Below are 17,290 nucleotides of genomic sequence, written 5' to 3' on the forward strand. Positions count from 1 at the left end.
AGGGTAAGATGGGTAACATTAAAATCACAACTACCTAGGCCCTTAACCCCTATAAACAGGGACTTAGGTAGGAAGGTAACAGAAAACACGAAAAAAGAACTGGCTGATGAAAAGAAAAAAAACATATAGGACAAGGTGTGAAACAGCCCGGGATTTTCCCATCGAGAAAGCGCTGGCAAAACTCGGGCACTTTCCCACCCGGACATCGGACAAAGAAGCTTGGTTCCTGAGTCCTTTCAGGTCAGAAACCCAAGCCTCTTTCAAGGTGTCCAGGCCACTGAACAGATGGTACGACCATGGTGCCGGGAAAGGGGGCAACGTGATCGACCTGATATGTCTTCTGAGCGGAACATCAGTAAGGGAAACCCTGGATTGGTTGGAAAATGGCCAGATCTCTTTTTCTTTTCACCAGCAACTTTTTAACGGATTTGAGGAAGAGAGGATCAAAATCAGGGATGTAATGGAACTGCGCCATCTTGCACTAAAGGAGTATGTGGAAAAAAGGGGAATTTCCCTGCCAACGGCCAAGAGACTCTGTCGGGAGGTCCATTATAGCTTCAAGGACAAAATGTATTTCGCCATCGGGTTACAGAACGATTCCTATGGATGGGAGCTTCGGAACAAATATTATAAGAACTCCAGTTCCCCAAAAGATATGACATACATCAATTATGGGAGTCGTGGACTTGTCATCACCGAGGGCATGTTCGACATGTTGAGCTTGTTGGAACGGGACAAAGAACTAAGGGAGGAGTACGACCTTTTGATATTGAACTCCCTGGCCTTTATTGAAAAAGCGTTTGGACTATTTGAAAGCTATGAAGCCGTACAGCTATACCTGGACAATGACAAAACCGGTAAAAGAGCAGTTGGAATATTGATGGAACAAAGCCCAAAATGCAGGGACATGTCAAACTTGTACAAGGATTTTAAGGATGTGAACGCATGGTGGATGTCCACAAAACTATGACCCATCGGGGAAGGAATTCAAGATGTGTCTTTGTTGCCACAAAGACGATCTTGCTTTGCTCCCGAAGGTCGCAAAGAAGTAAAAAATGAAAAGGACCTATATCAAATTCCGCTGTTCCCTATTCGAGAAGAAACTGCTCAGGATCAAGGCCAAAAAGAGCGGTCTTAGCGTAAGCGAATATTGCCGTCGCGCCGCCTTCGGTGACAAGATCATCGAGCGGTTGACGGAGGAACAGATAGATATCTATAAGATGCTGATCAAGTATGCGACCAACTTTAAACTGATCGGGAACATGTTCCGAAAACGAAATCCCAAACTGGCAGAAGAGGTCACAAAACTGGCCGAAGAAATACGGGACCACCTTTATAATTTCAAAAAATGATAGGCAAGGGCAGATCCATATCGCACACCGGGGCTTCCATGTCCTATGGCTGGAACCAGGAGAAGGATGCCGAGGTGGTATTCTCCCAGCATCTGGCCGGGGAAAACCCCGAACAGATTACGGAGGAATTCAAGATCATCCAAGGGCAGAATGCCAGGTGCACGAACAATACCCTGAGCTTTGTCCTCAGCCCTACCATCGAGGACGGAAAGGGACTAAGCGCCAAGGCCCTCAAAGAGATTACGGAAAAGTTCCTCAAGGAAATGAAATTGCTGGAGCATCAGGCCATCGGCTTTGTACATAGGGACCAACAGCATACCCATGTCCATGTATACGTGAACCGAATCGATTTTAACGGCAGGGCCTATAACGACAGTTTTATCGGAAAAAGGAGCCAGCAGGCAGCGGAACGGGTGGCGGAGAAATTGGGGCTCACCACGGTACGGGAAGTACAACTGGAAAGATTGGAGCAGGTCAGGAATATAAGACAGGAGATCAAACAGGTCCATGACAAAGTAATGGCCGAACAACGTCCACAGGAGCTGGACCGGTACATTAAATTGATGAAAGAAAATAATGTAAAGGTAGTCCCCAGTATCAACAAGTCCAACCAACTACAAGGGTTCCGGTTTGGATACAAGGGGCACAGTCTGAAGGGGAGCGAGGTGCACCGCTCTATGTCGGGCAGTAGATTGGTGATGGGAATCGGGGAACATGCAGGAATGGGCTTCGTCAAAAACAAGGACAATACCGTCAGCCTCATGGGAAAGGCCACAAAGCTCAGTGGTAATATAGCGCTAAGATTGGCGAAACAGGTCATCAAACAGGCTATCCAAAAAAGTGCAGGATTCGAGATAGGATATTAATCATAAAAGAAAAAATTATGGCAAAGTTGGACGAGATCACGGAATTGTTGACGGACGAACTGGAAGGATTGAGAAAGATGTTGGTGGTATTGGATGCATTAAGTAAGGAACTCACCAGTTCCGAAACGGTACAGGATATTTCCTCGATTAGAAATGAGCTGAAGGAACTCAACAAAACGCAAGAGGGTCATTTTCAAGGGCAGGATACAAGAACCATCCAAATAGAGGAACAATTAAAGAAGTCGCAAATCATCCCCGAATGGTTGTTGTTCATGGTCAGTTTGGTTCTTATCATATCCCTATCCATTTCGGGTTATCTGGGCTATCGGGTGGCACAGTCCGGGGAAGAAAAAGAGAAGGCTTTCGAAAAGGGAAAAGCGGTTATTTCAACGGAGCTGAACGGGTATTTCGAAGGACACCCGGAGGTTTACAAAGGATTTTTAGCATGGTCCAAAAAAGAGGGAAATCCAGATCTGAAGTAGGTTGCGCCCTAATTCGATTTTATTAAACGCTTATCCACCCGAACGCTATAAAATCGAATCAGGATCCGTGCGCAAAGTTTTTGTAAGATTTGGGGTTGAAAAGGTTAAAATAAAAAAGGACAAGACAAATGATACACTCTTTTAAATTTCAATAAATCTACCTAGAAAACCATTCAAAAATTATTCATTATATTTTCTTTCATTTGGTATCTTTTAATGGGGCATTGTTAATTATAGATTTTTCCGCTCGCGATACAGCATATAAAATTATCAACCCGAAAAAACCAATAGACCGTCAAATCCATGCCGTAGATTTCGGTGGGACGGAATTACATCAAAGCCTGAAACCTTATTCTCAATAATTTACTTTTATATACCGATAACCTGGGCCAATAGCTTTAATGTCGGACAGACAATAAGGCTTCTCAAGTTCGTTGATTCACAATGCGATATCAAAGCTTTCAGGTTACAAAACCCCAAATCACAATCAAAGTTGCTCCTGATCTGTAAAGTTTCTATAGATTACAAAAGCCATTGGCAAAAAAAAATTCCCGGATACCAAAAAGTCTAATATTACATAGCGCCTGAAATGTCCATAATATCCCTTATTTCAGAAACCAGTTTTATGATTATACAGGAGAAATAGCCTACATGTTTTAGATAGTATTCCTTGAGTAAATTCTTAATTACAAATATTTCTCCTATTTAAAGTTAATCGTTTACTGACATTGGAGCGGTCATGGCAAAGCCTACTATTTTCCATTCAAAATCTGTTCCCCGCAACAGACGGACATCCAAATCTTGACAAAATGAGAGGTAGATAGATATGAGTTATCAATCCAAGTAGTTAAATAATCTCAAATTTAGTGGGTCAAGCAAATTAACCTATGCCAATTAACAATTGAATTATGGCACGACTCAATTTATGAACGTATCAATTAATGTTGGATCTATTTTTACTTTTTTATTTGGTATTCTATACGAGACCGCAAAGTTGATAACATAATCGGCAAAGGCGGCATCCCCGTTCCTTGGTTGACCTGTAACAATTTCAGTCTGCCTATCCGTAACACTTTGAGGTCTATTGCGTCTTAGGGCAAAAGGGACATTTAGATTTAATGTAAAATTCTGATGCATATATGCTATGCCGGGTTCTAAAGAGAGGACATTTCCTGGCCTACGAAAGCCTTCATTACCTCCAAGAACATCTTTTACAGGTACGGCATCAAACCTGGCACCCAAGGAGGTAGAAATAACATTGGATAAGCTATAACTCAGACCTGTGCGAACTGAATATTGGTCAGGAACGGCCATAATGGCTTCATTTTCCAAAATAGGACTTAGTGTTTCCCTGAAGGTTCTGATGCCATTGGTTTCCCTGGGGTTAAACAGGTAGAAGCCACCACCATAGGCAAATAGACCTGTGGCTATTTTCCGGTAAAATTGAAAATCGATAGTAAAGCCAAAACCACCATCCCCAGGTTGAATGGACTGATCAACAGGTCGCACTTCGGGGCTTCCTTCCGGGCCGACATTATAAAATACATCGGTTGCATTGTAGTTGCCTGTAGGTAGTTTTAAGCCTATTCCAAGGGCCATATTCCCACCTGAATGTTCAATGGGATCGAATAACCAATATCCTGCCCCGGCCCTAATATCGGCCAATCCCCGCGAAAAAGTACTATTTCTTTCTTCCCTGCCATGCTCATAAAGGGAAGATCGTGCATTTATTACGGTGGGTATGGTTATACTGGTGTAGAAGCGGTCAGAGATGCCATAGGTAAGGAAAAAGTCCCACGCATGGGAATGATTTATTACCTCGGTATTATTGGCAACCCTATCGGCCTCTTCCTCTGTGCCCCTAAAATGCCGAAAAGATTTGAAATATCTATAATTCATGCCGATCTGAATGTCGCCCTTCCCAAGGAGATTGTTTTCCAGGCTATTGCCAACACAAGAGGAAAAATGTCTAATGGCCACACAGCCCTGGGCATCAATTCGATTGATATAAAATAGAAAAATTAACAAGGTGAACAAAATAAGTTTTGGTTGGGATGGTTTCATCTTTAGATTTTTAATTTCCGAAATCTATCGATTTACAACTTACGAATCATAATTATTATATGAATAAGACATTTTAACTCATGAAATCCCTCTTTTCATTGATGAAGCAAAAATCCATTTTGCAGTCCAAATCAAATTTAAAAAAGTGCCCAAATAATCTTATTGGTCCTATATTTATTATGATTTAGCCATTGTTCTTCCCCCATCATGGCGCGATTATTGTGACAATTCAAGGGAACCAAAACATGGAAATACTTGAGAAATCAACTATAACGACCAACTCACGCCACAATGCATTATAAATTGATCAAACATCTTAAACCGCGTTCTGTGAACTATTCTTTGCCTGAAATGGATAATCTTTACATGAATTGGAACAATTTTTAAAGGCAGCTCAAAATGAAATCCACAGATTAGGTAGCAGGTTGGACAGTTAATTTTGAGACCAAGAATATGGCTTTCGGCGTCCTTTTTTGTTTGGAAAGAGGATTAATACTGTACATTACTTAATAGTCTATTTAATTTTATTTCTGCCGGATAAAACTTGAACTTTCTAATCAATTCACAAATTTTCAACCATTTCCATGGTTTATATGGTATAGATTCCAAATCAAAATTTCACTATTAGGTCTAATAGCCCAAACCCATATTATCGACCACTAGTCTTTACCCGGGAAGGCCTGCAATTTTGAATTCACAAAAAATTACATCAATTGCAATCGTTTCTTTATGCTATTAGCGCGCACTCAACTTTTGGTCAGCTATAGTCATTTCCTTTAATTCTTCAACTGTCAATTATCCATATTATAGCAATATTCATACAACATATTGAAATGTATTTTCATTTTTTGCTCGGCCAATTGGGGGTCCTTAGCTTTAATGGCCTCATAGATATCAATATGCTCCCCAATTGCCGTGAATGCCCGATCCTTATCACAAACATGGTATTTCTCGAAATTGGTAATGATTTCCGGCGTTATGATTAACATAAAGCGGTTCATGGTGCTATTACCGCTAGCCCTAGCAATTGCCAAATGGAAAAGTAGGTCCTCCTGTACGGCATTTCTATCGTCGCTGACCTTTTTTTTATAGGCTTCCATGGCATGCTCAATATGACTTAATTGCTCCAAGGTCCGTCGCTCCGCGGCTAATTTACAAGTCATAAGTTCCAATAATATCCGGGTCTCTACCAAGGATTTAAAATCAGGTTCCCGCAATCGCAATATATCTTCCAGCATACCATCCATGGCTATTTGGCCAATGTCCGCAATGAATGTTCCACTTTGCGGTTTCGACTTTAATATTCCATAAAATTCTAGCAACTGAATAGCTTCCCGAAGATTGTTTCTGGTTACATCGAATTTGTTGGACAACTCACGCTCGGAAGGAAGTTTGTCCCCCGGCTCTAAATTTTTAGAAATAATCAGTTCTCGGAGCTTAGAAATAATACCATTTTGAATCTCTCCGCCTTCATTTTTTGTAATGACTTCTAATTTCATTTACTGATATATTTATAATTGGCTACCAGATTGGTCTACCAGATTGGCTCCTTAAAATTATAAAATAAACTTCTGCAAAAAAAAAATCATAACATCTTTAACATAAAGGTAACCGAGGGAGTTTTGATTCTTGAAGTGGTCAATAAGCCTTCATTATAACGATATTTTACAAAACCTTGATTTTTCGCCTTGCGGCTTATGGTCAGATAATATATTGAGTATGTGACGTAAGAGTGTTAAGTTTTTTTAGCTAGAAGAAGTTGAAGTCTTTAAGACTATATAGGACTGCGAAATGGTATTATTTGTTTGTCATGATTGGATAATTAATCATTATTTTCCGTCATTCACAACATACTTAGTCCAAAATTATCCCATTCTCAACATTTGAGGCTATTTGTGTGGTATTGGAATGCTTTTGTGGCAATAAAAATAACAAAGGCATTACCATTTTTAAGGCAATTCAATTGATTCTTAAACAATCTGCAGGTAGTCAGAGTTGTTGACCTTTTAGTACTTCAGGTATTTCAATTTTCAGGGAAACCAATAAACTATATTATAAGTGATAACCGAGCATTGCCCCATTAATGATAAATATCATATATTTATAATGCGTAGTTTTATAGATTAGCATTTAATAACCAACCAAAATATTGAATATTGTTTCTAGAACTAGCATACTCTTCCAAGGCCGTTCCTAACCTTTGTGATAAGGACATTCAAGCAATCCAAAGTACTTCAAGCAAATGGAACGTAAAGAATGACATATCTGGATGCCTTATTTTCCACAAACAATATTTTGTAGGAATATTGGTAGGCAATGAAAGAATTGTAAGAGGACTCTTTTTAGATCTCGCATCGGACCTTAGACATACCGATATCACCTTGCTCGCCAAAGAAAATACCCCCTGGAGGCAATTCGATAATTGGAACATGATATTCCAGGTTGGGAGTAACAAAACTAAGTTCTTACCGACCGGAAAACTTTATAAGAACAATATTATAGGCCTAGCCCAAATTGTAGAAAAACGAACTTACACTTCGAGGATTTTCTGGAATTCCGTAATAGAATTAATGAATGACAAATCGGCCTGATTACATGTTCGTAATTCGATTTTATTAACGTTTATCTGTCAGAACACTATAAAATCGTATCAGGATCGATGCGCAAAGTTTTTGTAAGATTTAGGGTTAAAACGGTCTAAATTTTCTTAAAAATGGGTTGTATGTAATTTGTGGTTAACATGAGGCTGCAATTGAGATATAGTTGTCACCTAGAAGTAATTGGCACAGAATAGCTTTAAGTAGGCTTTTGTAAGTAGTTAAAAGTAAAACCCTAAAGTCAGAGCCATGGGACCTCACAGGATAACAGGAAATACACTAAAGGGTTTTTGTAAATTTATTGAAAGTCAAGGTATTTATCAATATGAATTAAAATCAATATCCAACAATACATTTATTTTTTAGAAACTATGTAGGTTGCCAACCTAAATCATGCCTATCCGACCAGTTCATGGATTATTCGTTCTCATCCATCAATCTTTCTGGGTTCCTTAGGGTATCAAAGATCCTTAAAATGATAATCTTTCCCTTCTCTTCTTTGTAGATTAGTTTGTAGTGCCTAACCACAATCCTCCTATAATTGGGGTTAATGTCGTCCTTTTGGTATTGTTCGGCGTAGGTAACTCCTTTACTTGCTTGGATCAGGTCAGCTTTGACATTCGCTGCGCCTTGTGGGGTCTTCTTTTCGTATTTCAGGTAATCGTGTATCTGTTTCAACTGGGTCTTTGCCTTGTCGGTCCACTCGGTCTTGAGTTTTGCCATTACCAGTTTTGCGATTCTTTTTCTAGGTCTTCGACCGATGTAAGTTCGCCTCTTTGAATTTCTGTTTCGGCATCCACAAGTTCCTGATTGTACTGCTTCCTAGTCAAAGGTTTTCCATCAACGGTATAAGCTACAATTCCATCTTCTTCATGGTAGCTTTCCACCAGCGCCTTTATCATTTTGAGAAGCCTATTGTCTGCTGTATCAATATAGTTCTGTACGCTCTGTTTTAAATCCAAACTTGCCATGTTACCAGTGTTTTTACATAATAAAGATACAAATTCCGTTCCATTGATTTTAATTTATCGGCTTTAAGTGGGGAGAAGATTAGTCATTCCGGGCAAATATCCCTTATTTGCCTACATAGACTATTACATATTGGGCCTGAAATTGGAAAGAATTGAAAATAATGAACCATAAAGAAATTGGGTATTTTTAGTGTGTGGAAACAGAAAAAAGTAGTTTAAGAACGGAAAGATAAATCCGACAGAAACCAAAGTTAATAACAAATTAGATTATGTAGCAATTCAGAATAGTATCATTTATATCCATTTGACTACATTTGTAAAGACGGAATAAAAATCCTCAAAAAAGTTCACAAATCGTCAACATTTGAAACTGAAAAAATGCAAATCCCCTTAAAATAAGGGGCTCACAGAAAGAAGTTCGATTCTTGGTGAGGTCACGAACCAAAGGTGCGCAGCACCGAAAGCGATAGCTTTTTGAATCGAAGCCTGTGCTGAGCGTAGCCGAAGTGATTCTTGGAGAGGTCACATGTGGGAGGATGCAACGTTGTTCAACATTTAGATTTCAACTATTGAAAAGAGGATTTTCCTGAGTAGAGTCCTAGGAATCCCACTTCTGATAGCATCTTAGTACTGCATATTGCGTATTATGGGTTAGACTCGCCCATTGTTCTTGCAACAAGTTTAGAATTACTTAAATTTACTGCTTATGGAAAAGAGCAAAATCAAAAATGTATTTGTACCAGGGGCAATAAGCCCAGAGTTTATAGCCAATTCCATTGCAAAACACCAATCCAAAACAACTATTGGAGCCCATGATATCTTTTTGGGCCAGGTAAGGGCAGATCTAATTGACGGGCAGCAAGTGGCCGCCATAGAATATTCCGCCTATGAGGAAATGGCCAATCAGAAATTCCACGAGATCAGGGAGGCTACTTTTGCCAAGTTTAACTTAAGCTGTATGCATATATATCACAGTTTGGGTAAGGTTAAAGTGGGGGAAATATGTTTGTTCGTTTTTGTTTCCTCTGCACATAGAAAAGAAGTTTTTGATGCCTTGCACCATGTTGTAGAGGAAATTAAGAATCAGGTCCCTATTTTTGGGAAGGAGCTTTTTGAGGACGACTCCTATCAATGGAAAGTAAATAAATAGAGATGGTAGATATCACCCATAAAAAATCCACTTTACGTACGGCAATAGCCCAAGCTATAGTACAAGTTAGTTCTGAAGATACCATAGTTGCCATAAAAAATAAAACAGTGCCCAAAGGCGATGTTTTTGCCATGAGCAAGGCTGCCGGTTTGTTGGGGGTGAAAAAGACAGCAGACCTATTGCCTGACTGCCACCCGTTGCCTATAGAATACACAGATATTTCTTATGCCATTGATGGCCTACTGATTACTGTTTTAGTTACTGTAAAGACCATCTACAAAACAGGGGTAGAGGTAGAGGCCATGCACGGGGCAAGCATAGTAGCACTAAATATGTACGATATGTTGAAGCCTATAGACAAAGGCATAGAAATACAGAATATTAAATTATTGGGAAAAACGGGAGGGAAGTCCGATATAGGCACCGTACAGTAATCCATTCATTAAATAATTTAACAGCTTATTAAGAGAATCTCTTTATATCTTTGTGGTATGAAAAAAACAAGTTACTTGCTTTTTTTTAAGTTTCTAGTTCTTATACTTTTCTTAGGTATAGGCCAAACTTCTTTGGCTAGCCCCAATACCGGTTTGGAGTCCAAGGTTGAGGTGACTGGGGAAATTCAAGCGGACCATCATTTAAATTATGAGGGACAGTCTACTTCCCATGACATGGTTATGGTGGAAGGGAATTATCAAATACCTTCTGTAAATGAGCTAAGGCCCAATTTTAACTCAATTTATGCCAACAGTTTAATTGACCTAGTTGAGGTGAATGGCAAAGGGTATTTATTCCTAAATGGGGGTGTCCATATTATTCCAAGTTTGGACGGACTTACCATGATTTACCCCTTTCATACCTTTTTGTAAATTATTCCATTTGTGAACATTCGATTCCAAAATAACCAATTTTGGAAGTTTTTCCGTACCCGACATTGGCTTTGGTAAGCGGGAAGTAATTTGTAAGTGAAATAATTTAAAAATAAATAAAATGAATACATCAATGTGGATAGTATCCGCTTTATTGGTACTCTGTACCGTATTGCCTTTTGTAATACTTAATAAATCAGGAAAAGGGGATTTAAAAATAATGTCCAATGAAATCAAAAAATTAATGAATGAATCCAAGCTGAAATTCAATTTAAAGGAAAGTTGGGGGAATTCTTTTATTGGTCTCGATTCAGATAATAAGGCGCTTATCTTCTCTAAGGTATTTGATGGTGTTGTGGCACTGGAAAACATAAATCTTAATGATGTGCTTAATGCAAAGATTGTTAAGAAGACCCACGTGGCAAAAACCCAGAATAAGAAGGAGACCGTCTTGGAAAGAATGGATCTGGAAATTAAGTTTTTAGATGAATCGAGGGAGGTTAAAATTCTTAATTTTTATGATATAGAGAGCATCTATATCGAGGATTATGAGCTAAGACGCGCCGAAAAATGGATTGCTGCCATTAATGGGGCGGTAGCAACATCCTTAAATAGAGCTAAAGTGGCATAACTATTATAAAATGAGCAAGGAATAGCCTAGGTACTGGAGGAGTTAATTTTTTCTTCAGGCCTGGGCTATTTTTATTTATCGAAATAAATATGATAATAGATCAGGACTGTTATTTGGCAATCCTTTTGGACCATATTTCGTTTAAGGGATCACCCTTACTGCTTTTGCCAGTATGGTACCAGTCATTGCCGTTCAATTCATAATTAAAGGACAAAGTTGCTCCAACACGGGAATTGTCCCTTGAAAAGTACGCTATATTTTCTGTGTATTTGCCATTGGTAGCGTCATAGGTTCCGCCCCCACAACCAAAAAACTCAAAGGTTTCGGTGTTGTAGGCAATCCATTGAAAATGCCCGTTCAATAAATATTTCATGGTCTTTCGTGGTCGCGAAGTATCCCTTCTTTCTTCTCCTTGGTCCGTTACCCTTCCTGTGATGAGCCACTTGCCATCAAGATCCTGAGGGCCATAGCTAGTGGCGGTAAAGATCATTTGCGTAGGTTTCTCCAGAATCAGAGTCCCATTTTTTATCTTAAAAGGTATTTGTAAGTTGGAAATGTTATCTTTTTTATAATTGGAATTAAATTCCAATTGTACCATTAGGGTATTGTCATTGATGGTATAGAATCCTCCCAAGGTTTTTATAAACTCTGCAGGAGATTCTCGATAAATGGTATGGACAAAATAGTCGGAGTCCAATTTCAACTCGTGGTGAAGTGTTCCATCACTACTTTTTTCCTCATAATGATAGACGTTTTCCGGTATTTGAGCCTCAATTTTGCCGGAAAAAAACAGCAGTACAACAAGACCTACAAAAACACTGAATTTTTTTAACTCCATGGGTACTTTGTTTTTGTTTAAAAATAGTCAAGAAAAGGTTAAAAATCAACACATTAAATTTATTTTTTAGTTAATTTTTTACAATTGATCAAATTCATTTTGAACTTCGACTTAAAATTTTTTAAAACGCTTGTTTTTTCATTTTTTTTGTTTTCATTTGTCACGTCAAATTAGCTTTAAATTTTGTTTGCCTAATAGCAACTTGTGGAGTACAATGAACCGTAGTTATAATTTTGGGATTCTGGAAACAGAAAGATTCAGACCACTGAAATTTAGTATAGGTAACCAAAATTTACTTGGTATTCCAAATTTCTCTTCTATCGTGAGCAGTCAGCACGACTATTTTTTTATACCAACGACCGAAAAGCAGATAATTGTTTAAAGATTTAGTTATAATTCCGCACATTATTTGCATTTGGCGCTGCTATTTACTTATTTACAATTCATATATTTATTTTAATGAACACAAAGTATATTAATCTTATAGATCAAACCTATTATTTTCCACAAGAGGAATTCTCATTGGATGGTGAATATTTAAAGTTTCATGGGATTCCCTTAATGGATTTGGTAGAGGAATATGGAAGTCCTTTGAAATTTACCTATTTGCCAAAAATTTCCGAAAATATAAACAGGGCAAAGGAGTGGTTTAAAATAGCCATGGAAAAGAATAACTACAAAGGGAAATATCATTATTGCTATTGTACCAAAAGTTCCCATTTCAAACCTGTGTTGAACGAGGCCTTAAAAAATGACATACATATTGAAACTTCTTCTGCCTTTGATATTAATATTGTTGAAAAGTTAAAGGAAAAGGGCAAGATAAAGGACAATACCTTTATTATTTGCAACGGATTTAAAAGGGATCAATATATTAGCAATATTGCCAATCTTATAAACGGAGGGCATCAAAATTGTATTCCGATTATTGATAATTATGAGGAAATAGATCTGTTGTCCGATGCCATCAACGATACTTTTAAAGTAGGGATCAGGATTGCTTCTGAAGAAGAGCCAAAGTTCGAATTTTACACCTCGCGCTTAGGAATTGGATACAAAAATATTGTACCTTTTTATGAGAATCAAATTAAGGACAATGATAAGGTAGAGTTAAAAATGCTACACTTTTTCATTAATACCGGGATACGTGACAATGCCTATTATTGGAACGAATTGGTGAAGTGTTTAAAGGTGTACGTTAGGCTTAAAAAGATATGTCCATCATTGGATAGTCTTAATATTGGCGGTGGTTTTCCTATAAAGAATTCTTTGGCTTTTGATTACGATTATCAATACATGATTGATGAGATCATTAACCAAATAAACATTGCCTGTCAGGAAGCGGATGTGGCAGTACCAAATATTTTTACCGAATTTGGAAGTTTTACAGTTGGTGAGAGCGGTGGTGCCATATATGAAATACTGTATCAGAAGCAGCAGAACGACCGTGAAAAGTGGAATATGATCGACTCGTCGTTTATAACCACATTGCCGGACACTTGGGCCATTAACAAACGTTTTATAATGTTGGCCATTAACCGGTGGCAAGATGAATACGAACGGGTTTTGTTGGGCGGACTAACCTGTGATAGTGATGATTATTACAATAGTGAGCAAAACATGAATGCAATTTACTTGCCCAAGTACAGAAAGGATAAACCGTTATACATCGGATTCTTCAATACAGGCGCCTATCAGGAGACTATTGGGGGTTATGGAGGATTGCAACATTGCCTGATACCGCATCCTAAACATATTTTAATAGATAAGGACGAAAACGGAAATATAACGACCAAATTATTTAGTGAACAACAAAAGGCAGAAGATTTGCTTAGAATTTTAGGATATGAAATGAAAACCAATGCTAATGCTAAAGTTAGTAAAAGCGTTGAAAAGGAAATTAAATCTGACCTTTAAAAATCAATAAACTTTAAACAAATGAACACAACTAACAATTACGCTGGCATACCAGACGAGTTTGCGCAATTGGAAAAGGCTAAGGTGGTTTTAATACCTGTGCCTTATGATGGAACCAGTACTTGGGGAAAAGGAGCGGACAAAGGTCCTGCGGCTTTTTTGGAGGCATCGGAAAATATGGAATGGTATGATATTGAAACCGATACCGAGGTCTATCAGCAAGGAATATATTTGGCCAATTCCGTGGATGAGGATAGCTCTCCCGAGGCCATGGTGAATGCTGTGCATAAGGTTACCAAGGAATATATCAAAAGGAATAAGTTTGTTACCATTTTTGGAGGTGAACATTCCATTTCCATTGGTACCATCAGGGCCTTTAATGAGTGTTTTGACAATCTTACCGTTTTGCATATAGATGCGCATGCAGATTTAAGGAAGTCCTATGATGGCACTAAATTTAATCATGCTTGTGCAGTTCACGAGGCAAGTCAGACTACCAATCTTCTTCAAGTGGGTATTCGTAGTATGGATGCCATTGAAAAAACCTTTATGGATGAAGAAAAAACTTTCTTTGCACATGATATGGTGAATGACGAGTATTGGACCGATAAGGTCATAGATCTTATGACGGACAATGTCTTTATAACTTTAGACTTGGATGTCTTGGATCCGTCCATAATGCCATCTACCGGAACACCGGAACCTGGTGGCTTGTTTTACTATGAGACCCTGGAATTTCTAAAACAGGTATTTACAGATAAAAATGTTGTAGGCTTTGATATTGTTGAACTTTGTCCTAATAAGTCCGATAAATCTTCAGATTTCCTTGCGGCCAAATTGTATTACAAAATGTTAAGCTATAAATTTATGGGTGAGGCCGTAGATGACGAATACGACAACACTTATGACATTGATTCCAAGGTGGGAGGCAATAATAATTCAAAATTCGACGATGACGAAGACTAAAGGAGAAATCTCCAATTTTATTGAGAAGTATTACTTACATTTTAATGCGGCCGCCTTGGTGGATGCCGCCAAAGGATATGAAGATCAACTAAATCAAGGCTCAAAAATGCTGGTCTCCTTGGCAGGTGCCATGAGTACCGCGGAAATTGGAAAAATTTTTGCCGAGGTTATCCGTCAGGATAAAGTGCATATCATATCCTGTACTGGGGCCAATTTGGAAGAGGATATTATGAACTTGGTAGCCCATTCACATTATAAACGCGTACCCAATTATAGAGATCTTACACCGCAAGATGAGTGGGATTTGTTGGAGAAAGGTTTAAATAGGGTAACGGACACCTGTATTCCTGAGCATGAGGCATTCCGAAGGCTGCAAAAGCATATTTTTGAAATTTGGAAAAAAGCTGAAGATGCCGGAGAAAGGTATTTACCTCATGAATTTATGTACAAGCTCTTGCTTTCGGGTGTCTTGGAGGAATATTATGAGATAGATCTTAAGGATTCCTGGATGTATGCGGCGGCAGAGAAAAATTTACCTATTGTTTGCCCGGGTTGGGAGGATAGTACCTTGGGAAATATATTTGCTTCCTATGTGGTAAAAGGAGAGTTAAAGGCCAGTACCATGAAGTCTGGCATTGAATATATGACCTTCTTGGCAGATTGGTATACCGACAATTCTGAAAAGGGGATTGGATTTTTTCAGATTGGCGGAGGAATCGCGGGAGATTTCCCAATTTGTGTCGTGCCTATGTTATACCAGGATCTTGAAAGGACAGATACACCGTTTTGGAGTTATTTTTGCCAAATAAGTGATTCTACCACAAGTTATGGTTCTTATTCCGGTGCAGTGCCGAACGAGAAAATAACTTGGGGTAAACTGGATATAAATACCCCTAAATTTATCATTGAAAGTGATGCAACCATTGTTGCGCCCTTAATTTTTGCGTACCTATTAGACATGTAGTATATGGACAATTTAAAAAGAGTTATTGTTGATTTTAAAAAACTTACGCCAGAGGTTTTAAAACTTTTGGTGGAGAAGTATCCTGATGGATACGACGACCTTAATATCATCTCCTTTAAGAATGCACAAGGGGAGCGTATAGAGGCCGTTGAGGTTACTACTGAGGATACCAAATATCTGGTCAAAATAAGCGCCAAGTTGGAAAAAACCATGGCCAATTATGATGAGGATGATTACGAGGATTTTGACGATGATGATCCAGATGCCATTCCGGATGTGGACATGGAAGGAGTAGAGGGCGATGATGATGACGACTAACCGAGATGTTTGAGGTTGTTGCAGTTCATATAGCATCTTCCATTAATATTAGGCAATGTAAATCACAATTGCCGCTGGAAATATTGTTTTCGGACAGTGATGAGCTCTATTTGAAAAATGGCGAAAAAAAATTCGTTTACATTTTTCAATACGGTCTAGTATCCTTTTTTAATCATTCTGAAGATGAGAAAGATAAGATTCTGGACTCTCTTTCCAAGATTACCAAGGAATACAGTATTCCCCAACTTACAGAAACCATGCAAGTAGAAATAATCGAAGGCCACCAACAAGTGGCTTTCGATAAAGTAATCTTGCCCAGTTTTGATTCGGAGTTTATTAGATTGGTAATGTTGAACACCTCCCAATCTGTTGCCTTGGATAGGTATTCCGAAATTACACAGCAGTTGTTGGAAGAAACCAATGGACATACCCAATATTTGGAAAGCAAGGGGAAGCTAAATATTTCTGGGGTTAGGCTAAAGCGGTTTATAGGTAAGGTCATGAACATTAAAAATCAGATATCCGAAAACCTTTACATTTTTGATGAGCCCGATAGCACCTGGGAAAACGAACAACTAAACAAGCTGAACCTTGAACTTAAACGGACGTTCGATTTAAAGATAAGGTATAGGAATATTTACGAGCGAATAGGGATCATCAAGGAAAATTTGGAGCTGTTCAAGGATATCTGGGACCATAGGGAAAGCAGTAAATTGGAATGGGTCATTATTATCCTGATTCTGGTCGAGGTTTTAGATCTGTTTGTGTTTAGGTTGTGGAGGTAATTTTTAATTATTCTTTTTACTACCTTAGATAAACAATCAACACTAAATTAGAGCCTTATGAAAAATGCGCCCTTCCATATGTCACTGCCCTGCTTAAGTATAAGCAAAACAGAAGACTTTTACGTAGACGTCATCGGAGCCGAATTGGGAAGGCACTCTTCCCGATGGTTGGATATTAATTTGTTTGGAAACCAGATTACCTTTACTAAAGCGGGTAATTTTAATTTTACTTTTAAGACCTACAAGTTTGAAGATACAGTGTTGCCTTCTTTTCACTTTGGTCTTATCGTGGATGAATCTACTTGGGATAAATTGCATGCCAAGTTGAGCAAATCCGAATATGAACTAACAACCGAGGTCGTATTCCTAAAGGATAAGATTGGTGAGCATAAGTCCTTTTTTATCCAAGATCCCAATGGACATATGGTAGAATTTAAATGTTTCAAAAAGCAAAAAGAGATGTTTTTATCTTAATGGTCCTATCCGTTTCAAGATGATCTTTATAAATTTAATAAATTAATAA

General features: G+C 38.3%; 20 protein-coding genes. 15 read left to right on the forward strand and 5 right to left on the reverse strand.

Annotated features, from left to right (window positions below):
- Positions 1-106 precede the first annotated feature (106 nt).
- The 4 genes from MWU78_RS01995 (at position 107) to MWU78_RS02010 (ending at position 2,700) form a co-directional block, all read left to right on the forward strand.
- A complete protein-coding gene (locus MWU78_RS01995) occupies positions 107-970 on the forward strand; it encodes a toprim domain-containing protein (RefSeq protein ID WP_246994482.1) in 864 nt (287 codons plus the stop codon).
- Between the two features lie 85 nt (positions 971-1,055).
- On the forward strand, positions 1,056-1,352 hold the full coding sequence (gene mbpA / locus MWU78_RS02000) for a mobilization protein MbpA (RefSeq protein ID WP_103441671.1): 297 nt from the start codon (positions 1,056-1,058) through the stop codon (positions 1,350-1,352).
- Entirely contained in the window at positions 1,349-2,218 is an 870-nt protein-coding gene (locus tag MWU78_RS02005) for a relaxase/mobilization nuclease domain-containing protein (RefSeq protein WP_246994484.1), read from the forward strand. Before mbpA ends, MWU78_RS02005 begins: the two co-directional genes overlap by 4 nt.
- Positions 2,219-2,235: 17 nt before the next feature.
- Positions 2,236-2,700: a DUF6730 family protein gene (locus tag MWU78_RS02010; protein ID WP_246994486.1), complete on the forward strand. Its 465-nt coding sequence runs from the start codon at positions 2,236-2,238 to the stop codon at positions 2,698-2,700.
- A 918-nt stretch (positions 2,701-3,618) separates the two neighbouring features.
- Here MWU78_RS02010 and MWU78_RS02015 read toward each other — a convergent pair.
- Entirely contained in the window at positions 3,619-4,764 is a 1,146-nt protein-coding gene (locus tag MWU78_RS02015) for a hypothetical protein (RefSeq protein ID WP_103442607.1), read from the reverse strand.
- A 791-nt stretch (positions 4,765-5,555) separates the two neighbouring features.
- Entirely contained in the window at positions 5,556-6,263 is a 708-nt protein-coding gene (locus MWU78_RS02020; RefSeq protein ID WP_103442605.1) for a FadR/GntR family transcriptional regulator, read from the reverse strand.
- A gap of 657 nt (positions 6,264-6,920) precedes the next feature.
- Here MWU78_RS02020 and MWU78_RS02025 point away from each other — a divergent pair.
- Positions 6,921-7,355 carry a BLUF domain-containing protein gene (locus tag MWU78_RS02025; protein ID WP_157943846.1) on the forward strand — a complete coding sequence of 145 codons (435 nt, stop codon included), beginning with the start codon at positions 6,921-6,923 and terminating at the stop codon, positions 7,353-7,355.
- Positions 7,356-7,778: 423 nt separating this feature from the next.
- Here MWU78_RS02025 and MWU78_RS02030 read toward each other — a convergent pair whose 3' ends face one another.
- Both MWU78_RS02030 and MWU78_RS02035 read right to left on the reverse strand, forming a co-directional pair.
- Positions 7,779-8,084 carry a type II toxin-antitoxin system RelE/ParE family toxin gene (locus tag MWU78_RS02030; RefSeq protein WP_103442603.1) on the reverse strand — a complete coding sequence of 102 codons (306 nt, stop codon included), beginning with the start codon at positions 8,082-8,084 and terminating at the stop codon, positions 7,779-7,781.
- A complete protein-coding gene (locus MWU78_RS02035; protein WP_103442602.1) occupies positions 8,084-8,332 on the reverse strand; it encodes a hypothetical protein in 249 nt (82 codons plus the stop codon). The genes MWU78_RS02030 and MWU78_RS02035 overlap by 1 nt, the downstream gene beginning before the upstream one ends.
- 706 nt (positions 8,333-9,038) lie before the next feature.
- Here MWU78_RS02035 and MWU78_RS02040 point away from each other — a divergent pair.
- From MWU78_RS02040 to MWU78_RS02055, 4 genes are all read left to right on the forward strand, one after another.
- Positions 9,039-9,482: a molybdenum cofactor biosynthesis protein MoaE gene (locus MWU78_RS02040; protein ID WP_246994487.1), complete on the forward strand. Its 444-nt coding sequence runs from the start codon at positions 9,039-9,041 to the stop codon at positions 9,480-9,482.
- A 2-nt stretch (positions 9,483-9,484) separates the two neighbouring features.
- A complete protein-coding gene (locus MWU78_RS02045) occupies positions 9,485-9,916 on the forward strand; it encodes a cyclic pyranopterin monophosphate synthase MoaC (RefSeq protein WP_246994488.1) in 432 nt (143 codons plus the stop codon).
- A gap of 57 nt (positions 9,917-9,973) precedes the next feature.
- A complete protein-coding gene (locus tag MWU78_RS02050) occupies positions 9,974-10,348 on the forward strand; it encodes a hypothetical protein (protein ID WP_246994489.1) in 375 nt (124 codons plus the stop codon).
- A gap of 121 nt (positions 10,349-10,469) precedes the next feature.
- A complete protein-coding gene (locus tag MWU78_RS02055; protein WP_246994490.1) occupies positions 10,470-10,979 on the forward strand; it encodes a hypothetical protein in 510 nt (169 codons plus the stop codon).
- Positions 10,980-11,088: 109 nt separating this feature from the next.
- Here the strand turns inward: MWU78_RS02055 and MWU78_RS02060 are convergent, their stop codons facing one another.
- Positions 11,089-11,817 carry a hypothetical protein gene (locus MWU78_RS02060; RefSeq protein ID WP_246994491.1) on the reverse strand — a complete coding sequence of 243 codons (729 nt, stop codon included), beginning with the start codon at positions 11,815-11,817 and terminating at the stop codon, positions 11,089-11,091.
- Between the two features lie 459 nt (positions 11,818-12,276).
- Between MWU78_RS02060 and MWU78_RS02065 the strand changes: the two genes are divergently transcribed.
- From MWU78_RS02065 to MWU78_RS02090, 6 genes are read left to right on the forward strand one after another with little or no spacing between them, the layout of a single operon-like run.
- Positions 12,277-13,734, forward strand: coding sequence for an arginine decarboxylase (locus MWU78_RS02065; protein ID WP_246994492.1), 1,458 nt, complete (start codon positions 12,277-12,279; stop codon positions 13,732-13,734).
- Positions 13,735-13,755: 21 nt separating this feature from the next.
- Positions 13,756-14,700 carry an agmatinase gene (gene speB / locus MWU78_RS02070; protein ID WP_246994493.1) on the forward strand — a complete coding sequence of 315 codons (945 nt, stop codon included), beginning with the start codon at positions 13,756-13,758 and terminating at the stop codon, positions 14,698-14,700.
- Positions 14,687-15,664, forward strand: a complete 978-nt coding sequence (locus tag MWU78_RS02075; protein WP_246994495.1) for a deoxyhypusine synthase family protein — start codon at positions 14,687-14,689, stop codon at positions 15,662-15,664. The genes speB and MWU78_RS02075 overlap by 14 nt, the downstream gene beginning before the upstream one ends.
- 3 nt (positions 15,665-15,667) lie before the next feature.
- On the forward strand, positions 15,668-15,982 hold the full coding sequence (locus tag MWU78_RS02080; protein WP_187581945.1) for a hypothetical protein: 315 nt from the start codon (positions 15,668-15,670) through the stop codon (positions 15,980-15,982).
- Between the two features lie 5 nt (positions 15,983-15,987).
- Positions 15,988-16,767 (forward strand): RMD1 family protein, encoded by a 780-nt coding sequence (locus tag MWU78_RS02085; RefSeq protein ID WP_246994498.1) that lies wholly within the window; start codon positions 15,988-15,990, stop codon positions 16,765-16,767.
- A 57-nt stretch (positions 16,768-16,824) separates the two neighbouring features.
- On the forward strand, positions 16,825-17,241 hold the full coding sequence (locus MWU78_RS02090) for a VOC family protein (protein WP_246994500.1): 417 nt from the start codon (positions 16,825-16,827) through the stop codon (positions 17,239-17,241).
- The last annotated feature ends 49 nt before the right edge of the window (positions 17,242-17,290 follow it).

The organism is Arenibacter sp. F26102, from assembly GCF_023015865.1.
GTDB lineage: Bacteria > Bacteroidota > Bacteroidia > Flavobacteriales > Flavobacteriaceae > Arenibacter.